This window comes from Polaromonas sp. P4_H1 (assembly GCF_056400945.1).
Window position 1 is genome coordinate 18,762 of sequence record NZ_JBFUKG010000020.1, and the last position, 18,283, is coordinate 37,044.

The 18,283-nt window shown below is 62.5% G+C and carries 15 protein-coding genes; 14 read left to right on the forward strand and 1 reads right to left on the reverse strand.

Features of this window, described 5'->3' with window-relative positions:
* Positions 1–43: 43 nt before the first annotated feature.
* From AC1DS5_RS21385 to lysS, 13 genes are all read left to right on the forward strand, one after another.
* Positions 44–1,021, forward strand: a complete 978-nt coding sequence (locus AC1DS5_RS21385; protein WP_477720266.1) for a LysR family transcriptional regulator — start codon at positions 44–46, stop codon at positions 1,019–1,021.
* A gap of 24 nt (positions 1,022–1,045) precedes the next feature.
* Positions 1,046–2,467, forward strand: a complete 1,422-nt coding sequence (gene leuC, locus AC1DS5_RS21390) for a 3-isopropylmalate dehydratase large subunit (protein WP_477720267.1) — start codon at positions 1,046–1,048, stop codon at positions 2,465–2,467.
* A 12-nt stretch (positions 2,468–2,479) separates the two neighbouring features.
* Positions 2,480–3,130 (forward strand): 3-isopropylmalate dehydratase small subunit, encoded by a 651-nt coding sequence (gene leuD, locus AC1DS5_RS21395; RefSeq protein ID WP_477720268.1) that lies wholly within the window; start codon positions 2,480–2,482, stop codon positions 3,128–3,130.
* 80 nt (positions 3,131–3,210) lie between these two features.
* Positions 3,211–4,281 (forward strand): 3-isopropylmalate dehydrogenase, encoded by a 1,071-nt coding sequence (gene leuB / locus AC1DS5_RS21400; RefSeq protein ID WP_477720269.1) that lies wholly within the window; start codon positions 3,211–3,213, stop codon positions 4,279–4,281.
* A 282-nt stretch (positions 4,282–4,563) separates the two neighbouring features.
* Positions 4,564–5,703 carry an aspartate-semialdehyde dehydrogenase gene (gene asd / locus AC1DS5_RS21405; RefSeq protein ID WP_477720270.1) on the forward strand — a complete coding sequence of 380 codons (1,140 nt, stop codon included), beginning with the start codon at positions 4,564–4,566 and terminating at the stop codon, positions 5,701–5,703.
* 253 nt (positions 5,704–5,956) lie between these two features.
* Positions 5,957–8,671, forward strand: coding sequence for a FimV/HubP family polar landmark protein (locus tag AC1DS5_RS21410; protein WP_477720271.1), 2,715 nt, complete (start codon positions 5,957–5,959; stop codon positions 8,669–8,671).
* Between the two features lie 63 nt (positions 8,672–8,734).
* Positions 8,735–9,529 (forward strand): tRNA pseudouridine(38-40) synthase TruA, encoded by a 795-nt coding sequence (gene truA / locus AC1DS5_RS21415; protein ID WP_477720272.1) that lies wholly within the window; start codon positions 8,735–8,737, stop codon positions 9,527–9,529.
* 156 nt (positions 9,530–9,685) lie between these two features.
* Complete coding sequence (locus tag AC1DS5_RS21420) at positions 9,686–10,429, forward strand: phosphoribosylanthranilate isomerase (RefSeq protein ID WP_477720273.1); 744 nt, start codon at positions 9,686–9,688, stop codon at positions 10,427–10,429.
* A complete protein-coding gene (gene trpB / locus AC1DS5_RS21425; RefSeq protein ID WP_477720274.1) occupies positions 10,407–11,768 on the forward strand; it encodes a tryptophan synthase subunit beta in 1,362 nt (453 codons plus the stop codon). Before AC1DS5_RS21420 ends, trpB begins: the two co-directional genes overlap by 23 nt.
* On the forward strand, positions 11,765–12,583 hold the full coding sequence (gene trpA / locus AC1DS5_RS21430) for a tryptophan synthase subunit alpha (protein ID WP_477720275.1): 819 nt from the start codon (positions 11,765–11,767) through the stop codon (positions 12,581–12,583). Before trpB ends, trpA begins: the two co-directional genes overlap by 4 nt.
* A gap of 106 nt (positions 12,584–12,689) precedes the next feature.
* Entirely contained in the window at positions 12,690–13,562 is an 873-nt protein-coding gene (accD, locus tag AC1DS5_RS21435; RefSeq protein WP_477720276.1) for an acetyl-CoA carboxylase, carboxyltransferase subunit beta, read from the forward strand.
* 168 nt (positions 13,563–13,730) lie between these two features.
* A complete protein-coding gene (locus AC1DS5_RS21440) occupies positions 13,731–14,390 on the forward strand; it encodes an LON peptidase substrate-binding domain-containing protein (RefSeq protein ID WP_477720277.1) in 660 nt (219 codons plus the stop codon).
* A gap of 184 nt (positions 14,391–14,574) precedes the next feature.
* Positions 14,575–16,125, forward strand: coding sequence for a lysine--tRNA ligase (gene lysS, locus AC1DS5_RS21445; protein WP_477720278.1), 1,551 nt, complete (start codon positions 14,575–14,577; stop codon positions 16,123–16,125).
* Positions 16,126–16,180: 55 nt separating this feature from the next.
* On the opposite strand, the gene AC1DS5_RS21450 is transcribed toward lysS, so the two are convergent.
* On the reverse strand, positions 16,181–17,557 hold the full coding sequence (locus tag AC1DS5_RS21450) for a patatin-like phospholipase family protein (RefSeq protein WP_477720279.1): 1,377 nt from the start codon (positions 17,555–17,557) through the stop codon (positions 16,181–16,183).
* 168 nt (positions 17,558–17,725) lie between these two features.
* Here AC1DS5_RS21450 and AC1DS5_RS21455 point away from each other — a divergent pair, with 168 nt between their 5' ends.
* Positions 17,726–18,253 carry a YgjP-like metallopeptidase domain-containing protein gene (locus AC1DS5_RS21455; protein WP_477720280.1) on the forward strand — a complete coding sequence of 176 codons (528 nt, stop codon included), beginning with the start codon at positions 17,726–17,728 and terminating at the stop codon, positions 18,251–18,253.
* Positions 18,254–18,283: the final 30 nt, after the last annotated feature.

Consider the following 18,283-nt stretch of genomic DNA (forward strand, 5'->3'; position numbering starts at 1 on the left):
AAAATACAGGGGTACATCGTGAACCGCGATGACTTTAACCCTCATGAAAAGCTCGGAACGCAACTTTGCCCGCCGCATTGACCTCACTTCGCTGCAATTATTTGTCGCGGTGTGCGAGCTCGGCAGTATCGGCAAGGCGGCAGAACGCGAATTCATTGCGGCCTCGGCCGTCAGCAAGCGCCTCAGTGACCTGGAGGCTGCGCTGGACACGCCGCTGCTGTACCGCCACACCCGCGGCGTGGACCTGACACCCGCCGGGCAAAGCCTGTTGCACCATGCGCGGTCCGTGCTTTTCAGCCTGGAAAAAATGCAGGGCGAGCTCAGCGAGTACGCCGCTGGCGTGCGCGGCCATGTGCGGGTACACGCCAGCATTTCGGCGATCGTGCAGTTTTTACCCGAAGACCTGGGCGCCTTCATCCGCCGCCATTCCGAAATCAAGATTGACCTCGAAGAACACCTGAGTACCGAAGTCGTGCGCGCCGTGCAGGAAGGCGCTGCGGACCTGGGCATCTGCAACACCGCCGATGGGGTAGGCGGCCTGCAGACACTGCCGTACCGGCACGACCAGCTGGTGCTGATCGTGCCGCGCGGGCATGTGCTGGGCGCGCGGGACGCCATCGCTTTTGAAGACAGCCTGGAGTTCGACCACGTGGGCCTGCACTCCAACAGCTCGATTTACCTGGCGATGCGGCAGGCCGCTACGGCACTGGGCCGCACCATCAAGCTGCGCATCCATGTCACGGGCCTGGACGCCATGTGCCGCATGATCCACAACGGCCTGGGCGTGGGCGTGATGCCGCAGCGCGCATTCGAGCTCATGCATGACGTGGGGGAACTTGAATCCATCGCCCTCACGGATGACTGGGCAGCGCGCCAGATCCAGCTCGTGGCGCGGGATTTTTCCACCCTGCCCCTGACCGCCCGCCTGCTGGTCGAGCACCTGACCCAGCCCGCGCCTGCCGCGAAGCCCGACAAAACGCCTGCAAAAACCACAATGGCGGGTGCCCGTTCACCCGCCTAAAATTGAAAACCACGAAGGAAAACCATGGGACGCACCCTCTACGACAAAATCTGGGACGAGCACGTTGTTCACACCGAAGAAGACGGCACGTCCATTCTTTATATTGATCGCCACCTGGTGCATGAAGTCACCAGCCCGCAGGCCTTTGAAGGACTGCGCGAAGCCGGCCGCAAGGTCTGGCGCATCAGCTCCATTGTGGCGACGGCCGACCACAACACGCCCACCACCGGCTGGGAGCTGGGCTACGACGGCATCACCGATCTGGTCAGCAAGGAACAGATCACCACGCTGGACGCCAATATCAAGGAATTCGGCGCGGCGGCCTTCTTTCCCTTCCTGTCCAAACGCCAGGGCATCGTGCACGTCATCGGCCCCGAAAGCGGCGCCACCCTGCCCGGCATGACGGTGGTCTGCGGCGACTCGCACACCTCCACCCACGGCGCATTCGGCGCGCTGGCGCACGGCATCGGCACCAGCGAGGTCGAGCACGTGATGGCCACGCAAACCCTGCTGGCCAAAAAGGCCAAAAACATGCTGATCAAGGTCGAAGGCACGCTGCCCAAGGGCTGCACCGCCAAGGACATCGTGCTGGCCATCATCGGCAAGATCGGCACCGCAGGCGGTACCGGCTACACCATTGAATTTGCCGGCTCGGCGATTCGCGCGCTCAGCATGGAAGGCCGCATGACGGTCTGCAACATGGCGATTGAAGGCGGTGCCCGCGCCGGCCTGGTGGCGGTTGACCAGAAAACCATTGACTACGTGAAGGGCCGCCTGCTGGCGCCCACCGGTGTCGAGTGGGACCAGGCCGTGCAGTACTGGGCCACGCTGCACTCGGATGCCGACGCGAAATTTGACGCCGTGGTCGAACTCGACGCGAGCCAGATCCTGCCGCAAGTGACCTGGGGCACGTCCCCTGAAATGGTACTGTCGATTGAAGACCGTGTGCCGGACCCCGACAAGGAAAAAGACGCCAACAAACGTGGCGCCATCGAGCGAGCGCTGACTTACATGGGCCTGCAACCGGGCAAGGCGCTGAACGACCTCTACGTCGACAAGGTGTTCATCGGCTCCTGCACCAACAGCCGCATTGAAGACATGCGCGAAGCCGCCGCGATCGTCAAGAAACTGGGCCAGAAGGTCGCCAAGAACGTCAAGCTGGCCATGGTGGTGCCGGGCTCCGGCCTCGTGAAGGAACAGGCTGAGCGTGAAGGCCTGGACAAGATTTTTGTGGCCGCTGGCTTTGAGTGGCGCGAACCCGGCTGCTCCATGTGCCTGGCCATGAATGCCGACCGGCTGGAGCCCGGCGAACGCTGCGCCTCCACCAGCAACCGCAACTTTGAAGGCCGACAGGGTGCGGGTGGCCGCACCCATCTGGTCAGCCCGGCCATGGCGGCGGCGGCGGCCGTGCATGGCCATTTTGTCGACGTGCGTAAATTTGTCTGAACCGAGTCACACATGCAAAAATTCACCGTACACAAGGGCCTCGTGGCACCGATGGACCGCGAGAACGTCGACACCGACGCCATCATCCCCAAGCAATTCCTCAAATCCATCCGCAAGACCGGCTTTGGCCCCAACCTGTTTGACGCGTGGCGCTACCTGGACGCCGGCTTTCCCGGGCAGGACCCGGCCAGCCGCAAGCCCAACCCGGACTTCGTGCTGAACCAGCCGCGCTACGCCGGCGCCTCCATCCTGCTCGCGCGCAAGAACTTCGGCTGCGGTTCCTCCCGCGAGCATGCGCCGTGGGCGCTCGACCAGTACGGCTTTCGCGCCATCATCGCGCCGAGCTATGCCGACATCTTCTTCAACAACAGCTTCAAGAACGGCTTGCTGCCCATCGTGCTGCCCGAGGCGCAGGTGTCCCAGCTGTTCGACGAGGCGTTCGCGTTCCCGGGCTACCAGCTCACGGTGGACCTGGAACGGCAAGTGATCGTCAAGCCCCAAGGCGAAGAGCTGCCTTTCGATGTGCAGGCTTTCCGCAAATACTGCCTGCTCAACGGTCTGGACGACATCGGCCTGACCTTGCGCCAGAGCGACAAGATCAAGGCATTTGAAGCCGAGCGCCTCGCGAAGAAGCCCTGGCTCAACCACACCATCCCGGGTTGATCAGCCGGTATTTTTCAGTCAAATCATGCTTTTGCCCCATCAATATGGGCATGAGCGGCCATACAAAAAAGATAGCAACCATGAAAATCGCAATTCTCCCGGGTGACGGCATTGGTACCGAAATCGTCGCGGAAGCGGTCAAGGTCCTGAGCGTTCTGGACCTGAAGCTTGAAACCGAAACCGCGCTGGTGGGCGGCGCCGCCTACGAGGCCCATGGCCACCCCCTGCCCGAAGCCACCCTGAAGCTCGCCAAGGACGCCGACGCCGTGCTGTTTGGCGCGGTCGGTGACTGGAAATACGACAAGCTGGACCGTCCGCTGCGTCCCGAGCAGGCGATTTTGGGCCTGCGCAAAAACCTGGGCCTGTTTGCCAATTTCCGGCCGGCCATCTGCTATGAGCAGCTGACACACGCCTCCAGCCTCAAACCCGAACTGGTCGCCGGCCTGGACATCCTGATCATCCGCGAGTTGACCGGCGACATCTACTTCGGCCAGCCGCGCGGCCGCCGTGTGGCCACCGACGGGCACTTTCCTGGTGCCGAGGAAGCCTTTGACACCATGCGCTACTCGCGCCCCGAGATCGAACGCATCGCCCATGTGGCCTTCCAGGCGGCGCGCAAGCGTGGCAAGCGCGTCACCAGCGTCGACAAGGCCAATGTGCTCGAGACCTTCCAGCTCTGGAAAGACGTCGTGACGGAAATCGGGCTGCAGTACCCCGACGTGGCGCTGGACCACATGTACGTGGACAACGCCGCCATGCAGCTGGTCAAGGCACCCAAGAAATTTGACGTGGTGGTCACGGGCAACATGTTTGGTGACATTCTGTCGGACGCCGCCGCCATGCTGACCGGCAGCATCGGCATGCTGCCTTCGGCCAGCCTGAATGACAAAAACCAGGGCCTGTACGAGCCCAGCCACGGCAGCGCACCCGACATCGCGGGCAAGGGTGTGGCCAACCCACTGGCCACCATTTTGAGCGCCGCGATGATGCTGCGCTTCAGCCTGAACCAGCCCGAAGCCGCCGCGCGCATTGAAAAAGCCGTGGATGCGGTGCTCAGCCAGGGGCTGCGCACACCCGACATTTACAGCGAAGGCACGACCAGGGTCGGTACCGTGCAAATGGGCGATGCAGTCGTGAAGGCGCTCGGCTGACGTTTTTTTGCCGCAAACCGGCTCAAACCACCGCGTTGCCGGGGGTTTGAGCCAGCCGTCAGCCGCGCGAAGCCCAAGCTTGGCTACAATCAGCACCATGTGTAAAAACCCCGCACCCATCCGCTGCACTGCCGCCTCGCGCGCGCTCAGCGCTGCGCCGGTTTTTGCCCAGATCACCAAAACGACCACCATTAAAGGCTGACAAGCCCGGTTCGTCGTGCCCGCCGGCTCGATGAGCCGGGTCAAAAAGCCTGTTTTTCGTACTTTTTGAAGGGCAATTCCATGAAACTCAAAGGCAATCTCACAGGACTCGTTGGCTGGCGCGGCATGGTCGGCTCGGTGCTGATCGACCGCATGCAGGCCGAAGGCGACTTCGACCTGATCGAGCCGGTTTTCTTCTCCACCTCCAATGCCGGCGGCAAAGCCCCGGCCCAGGCAAAGAACGAAACCACGCTCAAGAATGCTTTTGACATCGAGGCGCTCAAGAAGTGCGACGTCATCATCACCGCACAAGGCGGCGACTACACCTCCGAAGTATTTCCCAAGCTGCGCGCCGCCGGCTGGAAGGGTCACTGGATCGATGCGGCCTCCACCCTGCGCATGAACGATGACGCCGTGATCATCCTGGATCCGGTCAACCTGCCCGTCATCAAAAATGCCATGGCCAAGGGCGGCAACAACTGGGTCGGCGGCAATTGCACGGTCAGCTGCATGCTGATGGGCGTGGGCGCACTGTACAAGGCGGGCCTGGTCGAGTGGATGACCAGCATGACCTACCAGGCCGCTTCCGGCGGCGGCGCGCAGCACATGCGCGAGTTGCTGACGCAGTTCGGCACGCTCAACAGCGACGTCAAGGCGCTCCTGGACGACCCGAAATCCGCCATCCTTGAAATCGACCGCCGCGTGCTAGCCAAACAGCAGTCGCTGAGTGGCGGCGAAACCGCCAACTTCGGCGTCCCGCTGGGCGGCTCGCTCATCCCCTGGATCGACAAAGACCTGGGCGACGGCATGAGCAAGGAAGAATGGAAGGGCGGCGCCGAGACCAACAAGATCCTGGGCCAAGGCGCGGCCTTTGGCACGGCCGAAACGCCGGTCGACGGCTTCTGCGTGCGCATTGGCGCCATGCGCTGCCACAGCCAGGCGCTGACCTTCAAGCTCAAGAAAGACGTGCCGCTGGCCGACATCGAAGCCCTGATCGCCGCCGACAACGACTGGGTCAAGGTCGTGCCCAACACGCGCGAAGCCTCCATCAAGGACCTGACACCGGTGGCCGTGACCGGCACCATGCAGATCCCTGTGGGGCGTCTGCGCAAGCTGACCATGGGCCCGGACTATTTGGGCGCCTTCACCGTCGGCGACCAGCTGCTCTGGGGGGCTGCCGAGCCGTTGCGCCGCATGCTGCGCATCCTGCTGCAGGCTTGAACGCAGGCACGGACGGGCGGCCGGGAGGCATCCCGTCCGTCCGTAACCACTTGTCACAGGTCGTTGTCGTCAGACAACATCTGAAACTTGTAAGTTGATGCTAACTCGCCGTGTCAAAACTTAAGTGGTGTCTTAGCTTGTCAGCCTAATGCCTTGATGTTATGGTTGTTTTTCGAAAATTCGCATTGAGGTTTTTGTGCGCCTAAGCAGAATAAAGTTACATGCAACCCCAGCAATCGAGGATCAAAAACCCATGAATCATCGTGGTCGTTGGCGTATTGGTGCTCTGGCGAGCGCTATTGCATTGCTGGGTAGCCTGGCAAGTCTGGAAGCACATGCCCTGGCGTTGGGCCGAATAACGGTTCAATCGGCGCTGGGGGAACCCCTTCGCGCAGAAATCGACATCGCGGACATCACTGCAGACGAGGCCTCCAGCCTGAAGGCGGGTGTCGCGTCTGCCGACACCTTCAAGGCAGCAGGGCTTGAATACACCACCGCGCTGTCTGGCCTGCAGATCAACCTGCAGCGCCGCGCCGATGGCCGGGCTTATTTGCGCCTGACCAGCAGCCGACCCGTGAACGAGCCGTTTGTCGACCTCATCCTTGAGGCCAGCTGGGCCTCCGGACGGATCACCCGCGACTACACCATGCTGTTTGACCCGCCCAACCTGCGGTCCGCGGGCACGGCTGTCACGCCAACCGCACCCCAGTTGTCACGGCCGGTCGCACCGAGTACCGCAGCGCCAGCCCGGGGAACGACTTCCCCTCCAGCCACACCGCCAGCCCCACCCGCAGCCAAAGCCGCGCCGGCTGACAAAGCCCCCGTGGGCGACAAACAGCTGACGGTCAAGGCCGGAGATACCGCCGGGAAGATCGCTGCCGAGAACAAACCCGCCAGCGTATCGCTGGACCAGATGCTCGTGGCCATGCTCAGGAGCAATCCGAACGCATTCATCGGCGGCAACATCAACCGGCTCAAATCCGGCGCCGTGCTGGAAATGCCCAGCGCGGAAACAGCCAGCGCGATTTCACCGCGCGAAGCCACGCAAACCATCGTTGCCCAAAGCAGGGATTTCAACAGCTTCCGGCGCAAACTCGCCGAAGGCGTGCCAACCGCCCAGGTAGCCGATGCCGACAGGCAGGCCGGCGGAAAAGTTCAGGCCAAGGTGGAGGATCGCACACCGGCAACCACCACCCCCGACAAGCTGACGCTGTCCAAAGGTGCGGTTCAGGGCAAAGCAGCAACCGAAGACAAGATAGCCAAAGACAGGCAAGCCCAGGACGCCTCCACCCGCGTGGCGGAGCTGTCCAAAAACATCAGCGATCTCAACAAGCTGGGCGTTACCCCCGCTCCGGTGGCAGCCGCCAGCGCCGCCAAGGCGCCCGGCGTTGCCTTGCCCGCGCCGTCGGGCCTTGCGGCACCCGCACCTGCACCTGTGCCCCCTGCGGCTGTGGCGGCCAATTCAGCCCAACCTGGCACCGCCGGCAGCCCCGTATCCACACCAGCGGCTCCAGCCTCTGCAGCCACCGCGGTCCCGGCCGTCCCCGCTGCCAGTGCTGCCGCAGCGGCCAATGCCGCGGACAGCACCACAAACACCGCAGCGGCAGCTATCACCCCGGCCTCTGCAGCCGGTGCAATGCCCCCAGTGGCTGCAGTCGTCCCCCCCAAGAAGCCCGTGGTGGTCGCTCCTCCACCCCCGGAACCCAGCCTGGTGGACGGTTTGCTGGAGAACCCGCTGACCCTGCCGCTGGCCGGCGGCCTGCTGGCCCTGCTGGCCGGCTTCGGTTTTTACCGCTACCGCCAGCGCGGCAACCCCGCCCAGGTTGACAGCTCCTTCCTGGAAAGCCGCCTGCAACCCGACTCCTTCTTTGGCGCCAGCGGTGGCCAGCGCATCGATACCAACGAGGGCAACGCCACGGGATCGTCCCTCGTGTACTCGCCCAGCCAGCTCGATGCGGCCGGCGATGTGGATCCAGTGGCCGAGGCCGATGTTTACCTGGCCTACGGACGAGACTTGCAGGCTGAGGAAATCCTCAAGGAAGCCCTGCGCACCAGCCCGACGCGCGTGGCCATCCATGCCAAACTGATGGAAATCTATGCCAAGCGCCGCGACACCAAGGCCTTTGAGACCGTGGCGGTCGAGGCCTTCAACCTGACGCAGGGCAATGGCCCGGACTGGGCGTATATCAGCGAAATGGGCCGTGAACTGGATCCGGGCAACCCGATGTACCAGCCTGGCGGACAACCCATGGCCGGAGGCAAAGGCAGCGGCGCAGCCGCTTTCAATACTGCTTCCGGCACGGTCGCCAGAGCAGCCCAGCCTGCACCTGCCGCCCCCGTGACGCCGCCTGTGGTGGATGTCGATCTCGACCTCGATTTCTCGCTGGGCGATGCAGAAGACGCGGCGACCACCCCCGTTGCCTCGCCTACCCCCCCGGTACGACCGACACCCCCCCGGCCGCCAGAGCCGCCTGTGGCAGCGAAGCCCGCCCCCGCGCCAGCTCCCGCCTTGCCCGACCTTGACATGGATTTCGGCAGTGCCACTGTCTCGCTGCCCGAGATAGCGGCCCCTGCACCGGTATCCAAGCCTGCCGCAGCGCCGGCGCTCGAGATGGACTTCCCCTCCGCGGGACTGGACTTTACCCCCGAGCCCATAGCTGCCCCGAAGCCGGTCCTGGCCACCAAGGCCGCCGCCGCGCCTGCGCCAGCCGCTTCCGACAGCGGCATGCTGGAATTTGACCTCGGTTCGCTGTCGCTGGACCTGGACGACGGCCCCGCAACTGAAAGCCCGATTCACACCCAGGCAGCCGCGTCCAACGATCCGCTGGAAACCAAGTTCCAGCTGGCCGAGGAATTCCGCTCCCTGGGTGATCCGGACGGCGCGCGGTCCCTAGCCGAAGAGGTGCTGGCCGAAGCCAAAGGGCCGCTGAAGGTCAAAGCGCAGGCGTTTCTCAACGCCCTGGCGTGAACCCGGGGTGGTATTGCAGGCCGGCCTGAGCGCCTCGCGTTCGCTGGCCGAGAAGGTTTCCCCGTGAGGATTGCGCTCGGTATCAGTTACAGCGGCAGCGCCTATGAAGGCTGGCAAAGCCAGCTGTCGGGCAACACGGTACAGGACAAGCTGGAGCTGGCACTGGGCAAATTTGCCGCCCGGCCCGTGCGTACCCTGTGCGCCGGCCGCACCGATGCCGGCGTTCACGGGCTGATGCAGGTCGTGCACTTTGACACCGTCCTGCACCGTGACATGGGGTCATGGATCCGCGGCACCAACACCTTTTTGCCTTCCGACATCGCGGTGCAGTGGGCACGCGAAGTTCCTGACGCGTTTCATTGCCGAGGCAGTGCCATTGCACGCCGCTACGCCTACGTGGTGCTGGAATCACCCGTGCGACCCAGCGTGGAGGCCGGACGTGTCGGCTGGGTCTACCGGCCGCTGGACGGTGCGGCGATGCGGCAGGCCATCACGCACCTGGTTGGCGAGCATGACTTCAGCTCCTTTCGGGCAGCGCAATGCCAGGCCAAATCGCCCGTCAAAACCATCAACCGGATCGAAATTTCGGAGCGTGCCGGTACCGGTTCAAAGTACTGGCGCTTCGAGTTCGAGGCCAACGCCTTTTTGCATCACATGATCCGCAACATCATGGGCTGCCTGGTCGCCATAGGTCAAGGCAGCCATGAGCCTGGCTGGCTCCTGGAGGTGATGGCCGCACGCAGCCGGGATGCCGCCGCCCCCACCTTTTCACCCAACGGCCTCTATTTCCTGGGGCCTGTCTATGAAGACCACTATGGCCTGCCAAATCGCACGGCGGCTTATGATTGGATCCCATGACGCTCCCCCCGTTGCTCCCCCACTGCGTGTGGGTCGCCTCCCCCCTCAAGGGGGCAACACCTGCGGCCCGGCAAAGCCGGTTCCGCGGCGTTCCTGGGCTGTGCAGCGCCGGTTTCATAGGCTATGCGCGGCGCTTCGCGCCATAGACCCCTCGGTATGAGCACGCAAAATACCCCGCCGCCCACTCGCACCCGCATCAAGATCTGCGGCCTGACGCGGGAAGAAGATGTGGATGCGGCTGTGGCCGCGGGCGCAGATGCGGTCGGTTTTGTCATGTATGAGCCCAGCCCGCGTTATGTGACGGTGGAACGAGCCGCCGAACTGGCCCGCCGCTTGCCGCCCTTCGTCACGCCGGTGCTGCTCTTCGTCAACGCACCACTTGCAAAAATCATGGCTGCCTGCGCCCATATTCCCTCGGCCTTGCTGCAGTTTCATGGTGATGAAACGCCTGAAGTCTGCCTGCAGGCGGGCCGGCCCTTCATGCGCGCCGCCCGTATCCCGCTGGGCGAACATGCCGCGGCAGACCCCGCCGGAAACCAGGGTCGCTTCGATCTCGTAAAATATGCCGAAGATTTCAAGACAGCCCAAGCCATCCTGCTCGACGCCCATGTCGAGGGCTATGGCGGCGGCGGGAAAGCATTCAATTGGTCACTTCTTCCTCCAAGCGTCAGCGCTCACCTCGTTTTGTCTGGTGGATTGACGCCTGCAAATGTGACCGATGGCATTTTGCAAGTCAGGCCGCGCTGTAAAACGCTGGCCGTTGATGTGAGCTCAGGCGTCGAGATTTCCAAAGGAATCAAAAGCGCCGACAAAATCAACCAATTTGTCGCATCCGTTCGCGCGGCCGACGAACAACTTGCAAGAAACCCTCCTAGCCATGTTCGACTATCACCAACCTGACGTTTCCGGGCATTTCGGAATTTACGGCGGCAGCTTCATTTCCGAGACTCTGACCCATGCGGTCAATGAGCTGAAAGACGCCTACGCCAAATACCAGAACGACCCGGAATTCCTCGCCGAATTCCATTCCGAGCTGAAGCATTTTGTGGGCCGCCCTTCCCCCATCTACCACGCGGCCCGCATGAGCCGCGAACAGGGCGGCGCGCAGATTTACCTCAAACGCGAAGACCTCAACCACACCGGTGCACACAAAATCAACAACACCATCGGCCAGGCCATGCTGGCACGCCGCATGGGCAAGCCGCGTGTGATTGCCGAAACCGGCGCCGGCCAGCACGGCGTGGCCACCGCCACCATTTGTGCGCGCTACGGCCTCGAATGCGTGGTCTACATGGGCAGCGAAGACGTCAAACGTCAGAGCCCCAACGTCTACCGCATGAAGCTGCTGGGTGCCACCGTGGTGCCGGTTGAAAGCGGCAGCAAGACGCTGAAAGACGCGCTGAATGAAGCGATGCGCGACTGGGTTGCCAATGTGGACAACACCTTTTACATCATCGGCACCGTGGCGGGCCCGCACCCCTACCCCATGATGGTTCGCGATTTCCAGAGCGTGATTGGCACGGAATGCCTGGCGCAGATGCCCGAATTCATCGGCAAGCCCCAACCCGACGCGGTGGTGGCCTGCGTGGGCGGCGGCAGCAATGCCATGGGCATTTTTTATCCTTACATTCCCTATGAAACAACACGCTTGATCGGCGTGGAAGCCGCCGGCGAAGGCATGGACAGCGGCAAGCACTCGGCTTCGCTGCAGCGCGGCCTGCCCGGTGTGCTGCATGGCAACCGTACCTATGTCTTGCAAAACGAAGACGGCCAGGTTACCGAAACGCACAGCATCAGTGCGGGGCTGGACTACCCTGGCGTGGGCCCGGAGCATGCGTTTCTCAAAGACATCGGCCGGGCCGAATATGTCGGCATCACCGACGCCGAGGCGCTGGAAGCGTTCCACTACCTGTGCCGTACCGAAGGCATCATTCCTGCGCTGGAATCCAGCCACGCCGTGGCCTGCGCCATGAAAATGGCCAGAACCATGCGCAGCGACCAGAGCATTCTGGTCAACCTCTCGGGCCGGGGCGACAAGGACATCGGCACGGTGGCCGATTTGTCGGGGGCTGACTTTTATGACCGGCCTTCGATGCGCGGCCATGCCGTCAAGGGCAGCGAACAGTCAAAGGAATTTTCCGACGGGCCGCCCCTGGGAAAATTAGCCCCTTCTGGTGATGAAAGGGGCAGCGCACCGCCGAAGGCACACGAAGCGACAAGCGTGGGGGCCAGGAAATGAGCCGCATCAGCGCCACGTTCGCCAACCTGAAAAGCCAGGGCCGCAAGGCCCTGATTCCCTATGTGACGGCGGGTTTCCCGTTTGCCGACATCACCCCCGAGTTAATGCACAGCATGGTGGCCGGCGGCGCCGATGTGATTGAGCTGGGTGTGCCCTTCTCGGACCCGAGCGCCGACGGCCCGGTGATCCAGAAAGCGGGCGAAAAAGCCCTGGCCCTTGGCATCGGCCTGGCTCAGGTGCTGGAGATGGTACGCATCTTCCGCCAAAAAGACGGTGCCACGCCGGTGGTCCTGATGGGCTATGCCAACCCCGTCGAACGTTACGACATCAAGCATGGCGGCAGCGCAACGGAAAGCGCCTTTATCCGCGATGCCGCAAAAGCGGGTGTGGACGGCGTGCTGATCGTCGACTATCCGCCCGAGGAATGCGTCGAATTTGCTGCCCGGCTGCGCGCGCACGGCATGGACCTGATCTTCTTGCTGGCACCCACTTCTACCTCCGCACGCATGGCGCAGGTTGCCGAAGTTGCCAGCGGCTATGTGTATTACGTCTCACTCAAGGGCGTGACCGGCGCGGGCACCCTGGACGTGGACGCCGTGGAAGCCATGCTGCCGCGCATCCGCCAGCACGTGAACGTTCCTGTGGGCGTGGGTTTTGGCATTCGCGACGCAGCCACCGCCAAAGCCGTCGGCAAGGTGGCGGACGCGGTCGTGATCGGCAGCAAGATCATCCAGCTGATAGAAAACCAGCCGCGGGACAAGGTTGCGACCGTGGCCCATGACTTTCTGAAAGAAATCCGTACTGCTCTGGACTGATTTTTGACCCGCCAAACCCGGCGCATAATTGCGTTTTTCGCGCGCCTGCAGCCGCAGCGACAGTGAAACAGCGTAGCGCAGACGCATCCCAACAAGGACTGACACCATGTCTTGGTTAGAAAAACTACTTCCTCCAAAAATCAGCCCGACCGATCCGACCGAGCGCCGCAGCGTGCCCGAAGGACTGTGGATCAAATGCCCCAGTTGCGAGGCCGTGCTGTACAAGACCGATCTGGAAAAGAACCAGAACGTCTGCCCGCAATGCAGCCACCACCACCGCATTGGCGCGCGTGCCCGGCTGGATGCGTTTCTCGACGCCGAAGGCCGCTATGAGCTGGGCCAGGAAGTGCTGCCGGTGGATGCGCTCAAGTTCAAAGACAGCCGCAAGTACCCCGAGCGCCTGAAAGAAGCGCTGGAAAACACCGGTGAAACCGATGCGCTCATCGTGATGGGCGGCGCCGTGCACAGCATTGCCGTCGTGGTTGCGTGCTTTGAATTTGATTTCATGGGTGGCAGCATGGGCAGCGTGGTCGGCGAGCGCTTTGTGCGCGGCGTGCACGCGGCCATCGAGCAGAAAGTGCCCTTCATCTGCTTCACCGCCACCGGAGGCGCGCGCATGCAGGAGGGCCTGCTGAGTCTGATGCAGATGGCCAAGACCAATGCGGCGCTGACCCGCCTGGCCAAAAAAGGCCTGCCTTACGTGAGCGTGCTGACCGACCCGACCATGGGCGGCGTGAGCGCCGGCTTTGCCTTTGTCGGCGATATCGTGATTGCCGAGCCCAAGGCGCTGATCGGTTTTGCCGGCCCGCGCGTCATCGAGTCCACCGTGCGCGTGACCCTGCCAGAGGGCTTTCAGCGCGCCGAGTTCCTGCAGACCAAAGGGGCCGTCGACTTTATTTGCGACCGGCGCGAATTGCGCAAGACGGTGGCGAGCTCGCTGGCCATGCTGCTCAGGCAGCCGGCCGACGCCGTCAGCTGAACCCTGTAACCCGGCCCCGTTCACCGCGCCTGTTCTGCGCCTCTCGCGAAAGCGCTGCCGCGGGCACGAAATAGCCCCCTTTTGGGTTGGGCACATCTGGCAGCGGCCAGGAGCAGGGAAATGCGGGCGTGGGATGATGTCATTCAACGTAATTTGACGCATGACGCCATGTCCGAAACCTTGACCCTGACCTCCCTGCCGCTGTTTCCCCTGGGCACGGTGCTCTACCCCGGCGGCCTGCTGCCCCTGCGGATTTTTGAAGTCCGCTACCTCGACATGATCGGCAAATGCCACAAGGCGGGCGCACCTTTTGGCGTGGTCTCGCTGACCGAAGGCTCGGAGGTCCGCCGGCCCGACAATGCCGGGCCCGGCGGTGACGGCTTTGCGCACGAAGCCTTCAGCACGGTCGGCACCCTGGCCACGATCACCGAATTTTCAGTCCCGCAAGCCGGCTTGATGGTGATTCGCTGCACCGGGACCCAGCGTTTTACGATTTCCAGCAGCGAAAAAATGAAACACGGTCTGTGGATCGCCAATGTCACGCGCCAGGACGACGATATCGCCGTGAAGATCCCGGAAGACCTGCAGGACACCGCCAACGCGCTCGGCAAGCTGATCCAGACCCTGCAGACGCGCGGCGTGCCGGCCGGGCAAATGCCCATGTACCCGCCCTACAGGCTCGACGACTGCGGCTGGGTCGCCAACCGCTGGTGTGAATTGCTGCCGATCTCGCTCCAGCTCAAACAACGCCTGATGGAACTGGACAACCCGCTGCTCAGGCTTGAATTGGTGAGCGACATCCTGGGCCGCAGCGGCATCTCCGCTTAACGCCTGGCCTTCCCTTGCGTTGCGTGGCCTGGGCTTCGATCCGGGAAAATCCGCCGTATCACGGTCGTTAAACCGTAAAACAGCCGGTTAAAAACTTAAAATCATGGGTTGGGCGCTTTCTGGCCATTTTGGAATGGTGCAGCGCCCTGCACTTTCGAGACCTTTTTCCGGAACACCCACCCCTATGTCCATCCACCCCGCTTTGCCCGCAGCCGACAGCGCAATTTCCGCCCCGCCAGACGACAACCAGCTGATGGTCGAGCGGCGCGAAAAGCTCAAGGGCCTTCGCAGCGCCGGCGTAGCCTTCCCGAACGACGTCCGGCCCGAACACCGGGCCGAGGCACTGTTTGCGCAGTACGACAGCAAGACCAAGGAAGAGCTGGAACCCCTGGCGGTGAAAGTGAGCGTTGCCGGCCGCATGATGCTCAAGCGGGTGATGGGAAAAGCCAGCTTTGCCACGCTGCAGGACGCTTCGTTTGGTCCGTCCGGTGGGCGCATCCAGGTCTACATCAACAACGAGGGTGTGGGCGAAGAAGTTCATGCCGCCTTCAAGCATTGGGATCTGGGCGACATCGTCGCGGCCACCGGTACGCTGTTCAAAACCAAGACCGGCGAGCTGTCGATTCATGCCACCAGTGTCCGGCTGGTCACCAAAAGCCTGCGCCCCCTGCCTGACAAATTCCACGGAATGGCCGACCAGGAAGTCAAATACCGCCAGCGCTATGTGGACCTGATCATGGACGAGTCCGCCCGCAAGCGCTTCATCGCGCGCAGCAAGGCGGTCAGCGGCATTCGCGAATTCATGGTGGCCAACGACTTCCTCGAAGTCGAAACCCCCATGCTGCACCCGATTCCGGGCGGCGCCAATGCCAAGCCCTTCAAGACGCATCACAACGCGCTGGACCAGGAAATGTTCCTGCGCATCGCGCCCGAGCTCTACCTGAAACGCCTGATCGTCGGCGGGTTTGAACGTGTATTCGAAATCAACCGCAGCTACCGCAACGAAGGCATCAGCGTGCGCCACAACCCCGAGTTCACCATGATGGAGTTCTACGCGGCCTGGTGGAATTACTCTGACCTGATGACGTTTACCGAAGCACTGATTCGCGATGCGGCCCAAAAGGTCACGGGCTCCCTGCAACTGAGCTACGGCGGCAAGCCGGTGGACTTGGAACCGGCCTTTGAACGCCTGACCATTCGCGAAGCCATCCTCAAGCACACCGAAGCCGGTGCGCAGGTTGACGACGCGGCATGGTTGACCAACGCGCTCAAAAAACTGGGCTTGACCGAAGAAAAAAACCACCTGTCCACGCGCTCACTCGCGAGTTTGCAGGTAATGTACTTTGAGGAAACCGTCGAAGAAAAACTCTGGCAGCCGACCTTCATCATGGAGCACCCCACGGAAATCTCCCCGCTGGCGCGCGCCAATGATGCGCGCCCCGAAGTCACGGAACGCTTTGAGCTTTACATCACCGGCCGCGAATTCGGCAATGGCTTTTCCGAGCTGAACGATGCAGAGGAACAGGCGGCCCGCTTCAATGCCCAGGTGGCAGCCAAGGACAGCGGCGACGACGAAGCCATGTTCTACGACCACGACTTCATTCGCGCCCTCGAATACGGCATGCCGCCGACCGGCGGCTGCGGTGTGGGCATAGACCGGCTGATGATGCTGCTGACCGACAGCCCCAGCATTCGCGATGTGATTTTGTTCCCCGCACTGCGCCGCGAAGCGTAAGCGCGCCGCAGGGGCGTGCCTGCGCAGGCAACACGCCGGACAGGCCGGACCCGGTTCAGCCCTTGCGCTTTTTGAGCTTGTGCAGGTAGTTGTCCAGCACCGAGCGGATTTTGTGACGCACGGTCTTGCGCGCGGCTGGCGCTGATGCGGGCGCAGGCGCGGGCGCCTGTACTGGTGCCGATACCTTGACGGCCCCCGTTGATGCTGAAGGTACTGGCGGTAAGGTTGCCGACTTGCCGCGCTCGCTGGCCTCCACGGCTTCCGGGCGTTCCGGGCGTTCCGGGCGCGCCGGCTGCCCATTCGCATTCGTTACCGGCATGCGCAAATCATCAAGATAATCCCGCGCAATGTTGACACTGTCCTTCACGCCCAGCGCCGGATAGTGCTTTTCCAGCCACTCCTTGCCGCAACGGATGCCCAGGTCGCGCAGGCCGTGAATCAGGCCGGCATCGGTCGATGACTTGGTAGAGGCCGTGAAGCGCTCAAGCGCCTCGCCACCATCCACCCGGTGCATCAGCACATTCTTGTAGTGCCCCGGATCGAGCTTGCCTTCGGCCAACAGGCGCTTGACGAAATCAATGGCCCGCATCTCGGCAATCAGCCCGGCATTGAAGGTAATTTCGTTGATGCGGTCCATGATCTCGTTCGCGTTGGTCGGCAGTGACTCGCGCTTGATGGGATTGATCTGCACCAGCACGATATCGCGGCTGTCGCAGTGATAGATCAATGGATGGATCGCGGGATTGCCCGAATAACCGCCGTCCCAGAAATGATCGCCCTCAATCTCCACCGCCTGGAACACCATCGGCAGGCAGGCCGAGGCCATCACGGCGCTGGCCGTCAGGCGCTTGCCTGAAAACACCTCGGCCTTGCCGGTGTTGACGCGCGTGGCCACCACAAATACCTTGGGCGTGCCGGGGTGACGGGCGGTCGCCAGCCGTTCGAAATCGACCTGGCTCTCCAGAAATGTCTTGAGCGGGTTGATATCAAAGGGGTTGCTCTGGTAAGGCGACAGCGTATTGGCCCAGTAGCGCGTCATGGCATCGGTCCATAACCTGGACGGCCCCTCAGACGTTCCCATCGCCATGTGGCCAAACAGGATGTCAAACGGAGCGCGCTGCATTTTCGACAGCGACTGTGACATCGACGACGACAGCGCGCCCATGCTGACGATGCCGTTCCAGAAGCTGGCCAGCGCTTCGCGTGCCGCGTCATGCTGCTGCACTTTGGATTTTCCCTCGGCACCGGCAAAGCCATGCGCCAGCGCCACCGCATTCATGGCCCCTGCGCTGGTGCCGCTGATCCCCTCGATATCGATGCGCCCGTCTTCGAGCAGCGCATCGAGCACGCCCCACGTGAAGGCACCGTGCGAGCCGCCGCCCTGCAAAGCCAGGGTGATGCGACAGGTTGGAAAGCTTTGGACGTGGTTCATGGGTCAAGATTAGCAAAAAATGGTGTCGATGCGCGCCACACGCATCACGGCCGCTCCACGACTAAAATCAGTAACTTTCCCCGCGTCCGGGAATCAGCAGCCCTCCGCGGGCTTCCATGCATCCGGCTGCCTGCTGGCAAACGTCGGCAGCCATCAAACAAATCGCAAATGAATCCCGTCGGCCATCCGATGAAATACCTCTCGGGCTACCCTGACAGCCTCAAAGCCCAGGTACAGCAGCTCATGGCACAGGAGCGTCTGGGCGACATGCTGCTCGCGAAATACCCGAGGGCACACGACATACGCACCGACAAGGCCTTGTACGACTACGTGATGGACCTCAAAAACACGTTTTTGCGCAACGCCGAACCGCTCAGCAAAGTCGCGTTTGACAGCAAGCTCCATGTGATCGCTCACGCGCTGGGGACCCACACGGCCATCTCCAGGGTCCAGGGCAGCAAGCTCAAGGCCAAACGCGAAATACGTGTGGCCACGCTGTTCAAGGACGTTCCTGCCGAGTTCCTGAAGATGATTGCGGTGCACGAGCTGGCCCACATCAAGGAAAAGGCGCATGACAAAGCCTTCTATCAGCTCTGCACCTACATGGAGCCGCAGTACCACCAGTACGAATTTGACCTGCGCGTTTATCTCACGCACATCGATGCGGCGGGCAAGCTGGACTGGCCAGCGGCCTAACAGACACCCAAAATGGCATTGAAGACCGGC